Origin of the sequence: Massilia sp. CT11-108 (assembly GCF_047302915.1) — a bacterium.
GTDB lineage: Bacteria > Pseudomonadota > Gammaproteobacteria > Burkholderiales > Burkholderiaceae_D > Telluria > Telluria orientalis.
Genome location: NZ_JBKYMO010001000.1, coordinates 1 through 987, shown reverse-complemented (window position 1 = coordinate 987; position 987 = coordinate 1). Strand labels below are relative to the sequence as shown.

General features: G+C 73.7%; 1 protein-coding gene. It reads right to left on the bottom strand.

Annotated elements, in window-relative coordinates; genetic code table 11:
• Positions 1-6: 6 nt before the first annotated feature.
• Positions 7-987: triple tyrosine motif-containing protein (locus ACEN88_RS32685; protein ID WP_413346420.1), on the bottom strand; the 981-nt coding region annotated here is incomplete at its 5' end.

Sequence of the window (987 nt, the reverse complement as noted above, 5' to 3'; positions counted from 1 at the left end):
CCACGCCTACCAACCCATATCTCTGCGCGGCCCGCTCTCCTGGTTAAAACTCCACCGGCGGGTGGGGGGGCCCGCCGCGGGCGGCCACAGCGTCAGCGCGCGGCGCGCATGGACCAGCGTGACGCGGACGCGGGCCGCGTGCGCGTGCATGAATGCGTTGCGCAGCGCCTCGCGCGCGATCTCCGCGATCTCGTCGGCCACGGGGGCGAGCAGGGGCCGGCGCTCGCCTTCCACGTGCACGTCGACGGCCAGCGCGCCATGCGTGAGCGTGAGACGGGCGATGGCGTCGGCCAGCACGTCTTCCAGCACGTGGGCGTCGCCCGCGCGCAGCTCCTGCAGCTGGTCGCGGCCTTCGCCGATGGCATGGCTCGCGTCGTCCAGCACGTGCTCCAGCTGGCGGCGCGCGCCCGCATCGGGCGGCAGGGACGCGGCGACGGCGTCCACGCGCAGCACGAGCCCCTGCACGGTCTGCAGGAAGGTGTCGTGCAGGGTGCGCGCGATGCGTTCGCGCTCGGCCGTCCTCACCTGCAGCCGTTCCGTCAGGCGACGCGTCACGTAGCGCATGCGGTAGCGGTACAGCAGCACGCCGAGCAGCACGAGCGCGCCGGCGCAGGCGAGGCGGAACCCCAGCGTCTGCACGAGCGTGGGCGCCACGTGCAGCGGCAGGGCGGCGACCGCGTCGCCCGGCAGGCCGTCCTCGTTCACGGCGCGCACGTGGAACACGTAGTCGCCGGGACCGATGTTGGTGTACGACGTGGCACGGCGGACGCCGGCATCGAGCCACTCCTTGTCGACGCCGTCGAGCCGATACTCGAAACGCACCCGTTCCGGCAGGCGCAGCGCCGGCGCCGTGTACTGGATGCGGAAGTGGTCGGTGCCGGCCGGGAGGGCTATCGTACCTTGCGCCGGCCAGCTGCGGCCATCCGCCGTCACGCCGAGGATCACGGCCTGCGGCGCCACGCGGTTGCGGCGCAGCTGGGCGAGGTC